This is a genomic window from Melaminivora alkalimesophila, from assembly GCF_000282995.1.
Lineage (GTDB): Bacteria > Pseudomonadota > Gammaproteobacteria > Burkholderiales > Burkholderiaceae_C > Melaminivora > Melaminivora alkalimesophila.
Genome location: NZ_ALEE01000049.1, coordinates 1 through 2,600, shown reverse-complemented (window position 1 = coordinate 2,600; position 2,600 = coordinate 1). Strand labels below are relative to the sequence as shown.

4 protein-coding genes are annotated in these 2,600 nt (G+C 70.0%); 1 reads left to right on the top strand and 3 read right to left on the bottom strand.

Annotation, left to right across the window (positions count from 1 at the left end; genetic code table 11):
• From A612_RS00500 to A612_RS00490, 3 genes are all read right to left on the bottom strand, one after another.
• Nucleotides 1–529 (bottom strand): Hpt domain-containing protein (locus A612_RS00500; protein ID WP_040435326.1); only part of this gene is annotated, 529 nt, incomplete at its 3' end.
• Nucleotides 530–587: 58 nt separating this feature from the next.
• Nucleotides 588–950 carry a response regulator gene (locus tag A612_RS00495; RefSeq protein ID WP_019372664.1) on the bottom strand — a complete coding sequence of 121 codons (363 nt, stop codon included), beginning with the start codon at nt 948–950 and terminating at the stop codon, nt 588–590.
• A gap of 71 nt (nt 951–1,021) precedes the next feature.
• Entirely contained in the window at nt 1,022–1,462 is a 441-nt protein-coding gene (locus A612_RS00490) for a hypothetical protein (protein WP_019372663.1), read from the bottom strand.
• A 116-nt stretch (nt 1,463–1,578) separates the two neighbouring features.
• Between A612_RS00490 and A612_RS00485 the strand changes: the two genes are divergently transcribed.
• Nucleotides 1,579–2,600, top strand: a 1,022-nt coding sequence (locus A612_RS00485; RefSeq protein ID WP_040435329.1) for a hybrid sensor histidine kinase/response regulator, incomplete at its 3' end; no start/stop codon positions are given.

Genomic DNA, 2,600 nt, shown 5'->3' with positions numbered 1-2,600 from the left:
GCGCGGAGGCCGCCGGCGTCGGCGCCGGTGCAGGCGCTGCGACCGCCACCGCTGCGGGCTCGGGAGCCGCGGGGGCGGGGGGCGCGACGGGAGCCGCCGGCGCCGCGCCGCCACCTGCCGCCAGCTCGCTGATGTGGCGCACCAGTTCATGCGTGGAGGCCGCCTCGCCCTCGCCTCCGGCCTGGTGGCGCGCCAGCAGGCTGCGCGAAGTGTCGGCCGACTCCAACAGCACGTCGATCATCTGCGGGATCAGCTGCAGCTCGTGGCGCCGCAGGCGGTCGAGCAGCGACTCCATGTGGTGCGTGAGCTCGGCCACGTCGGAGAACCCGAAGGTCGCGGCTCCGCCCTTGATGGAGTGGGCGCAGCGGAAAATGCCGTTGAGCTCCTCGTCGTTGGCGGCCTCGACGTCCAGGTCCAGCAGCATCTGCTCCATCTGGTCGAGGTTTTCCGCCGCCTCCTCGAAGAAGATCTGGTAGAACTGGCTCAGGTCGAAGTCTGCGCCTGCGCCGCTTTGGTGGATGTCCGCCATGGTGACCGTTTTCCTGTGTGAGCTGCCTGTCCGTGTGGGGGCGCGCCTACCGCCGTCCTCAGCGGATGACCTTCTGGATGACCTCGATCAGGCGCACCGGATCGAAGGGCTTGACCAGCCAGCCGGTGGCTCCGGCGCTGCGGCCGGCCTGCTTCATCTGGTCGCTGGATTCGGTGGTGAGGATCAGGATCGGCGTCGTCTTGAAGCGCGGGTGCTCGCGCAGCTTGCGCGTCAGGCCGATGCCATCCAGGCGCGGCATGTTCTGGTCGGCCAGCACCAGGTGGATGTCGTGCGTCTCGGCCTTCTCCAGCGCGTCCTGCCCATCGACGGCCTCCACCACGTGGTAGCCGGCGCCGGTGAGCGTGAAGGACACCATCTTGCGCATGGAGGGAGAGTCGTCGACCGCGAGAATGGACTGCATGTGTGGCTCCAACGGATTCAGTCTGGAAAAACCTGGATGGTTCGATTCGATTGTGGCCCGCCTGTGGGGGCTCAAAACAGCTCCACGGAGCCGGCCTGCATTTCGCTCTGGGTGACGGGGTTGGGCCGGCCCGGGGCCAAGCCCTCCACCGGCGCGGCCGCTTCCTCGGCACTGTCTCCCATGACCTCCGAGGCGAGGCTGAAGGCACAGGCCTGCAGCACGCGGCTGGTGTGAGCGATGAGCTGCGTGGCCATGTCATGGAACTGCAGCTCGGTGACCGCGCCGCGCAGCGCTTCGCGCAGGGCCTCCGGCGCCGCCGGGCCCTCGGGGCGGGCCAGCGATGCCTGCGCCTCGTCGAAACGCGCCAGCAGGTTGTCGGTGGCGTGGTTGAGCAGCCCTTCCAGCCGCTGCAGGTCATGCAGGGCCATCAGCAGGGAATCCTGCAGCTCGGCCGCGACCAGCACGGGCAACTGCACCGCAGGCCCGGGTGGTGTGTTGTGCATGGATTGCATCGTCTCTCCATCGGTGCCGGCGCCGTGCCGACAACCACTTGCCAAATCCCCGAAGCCGGGGCCGGAGACGCCCCCGGAGACGGGCACTTGCCCCCGATTGTTCCAATATGTATCCCATGATACCCAACCCTGCCGATACCGACCCTCCAAAAAGACCCGTGCGCGTGCTGCATCTCGAGGACTCCGACGCCGACCACGCGCTGGTGCTGCGCACGCTCCGGCGCGCGCGCATGGATTGCGAGGTGCGGCGCGCCGATACGCTCGAGGACTTCAGTGGCTGGCTGGACCGTGAACCGTTCGACGTGATCCTGGCGGACTACCGCCTGCCCGGCTTCACCGCCATCGACGCCTGGCGCCTGGTGGACGGCCGCCCGGGCCATCCGCCCTTCGTGCTGCTGTCGGGCGCCATCGGCGAGGCGGCGGCGGTGGATGCCATGCGACTGGGTTTCGCCGACTACCTGCTCAAGGACGACATGACGCGCCTGCCGCACGTCATCGAGCGCGCCATCGAGGTGGCCGAGGCGCGGCGCGCGCGCGAGCAGGCCACGGCCGAGCTGGCGGAATCCGAGCAGCGCCTGGCGGCGCTGGCCGAGCACCTGCAGACCTCGATCGAGGAGGAGCGCGCGGCCATCGCGCGCGAGATCCACGACGACATCGGCGGCGCGCTCACGGCCGTGAAGTTCGACCTGGCCTGGATCTGCCGCCATGCGCCGGAAGGCCCCCTGCGCGAGCACGCGGGCACCGCCACCGAGATGCTGCAGCACGCCATCGACGCCAGCCAGCGCATCATGCTCGACCTGCGCCCGCCCGTGCTCGACCAGGGCCTGGCGGCGGCCGTGCAGTGGCTGGCCGAGACCTTCGAGCGGCGCACGCACATTCCCGTGCGCGTGACCTGCCAGGGACGGGCGCTGGCGCAGGTGCCGCCGGCGCTGCAGTTGGTGGCCTACCGCACCGCCCAGGAGGCGCTGACCAACGTTCACAAGTACGCGCAGGCGCGCCAGGTGCGCATCGAGCTGTCGGACCACGAGGGCGTGTTGACGCTGGAAGTGAGCGACGACGGCTGCGGCATCGCGCCGGAGATGCTCAGGAAGCCGCGCTCCTTCGGCCTCAAGGGCCTGGCCGAGCGCGCCCGCCGCGC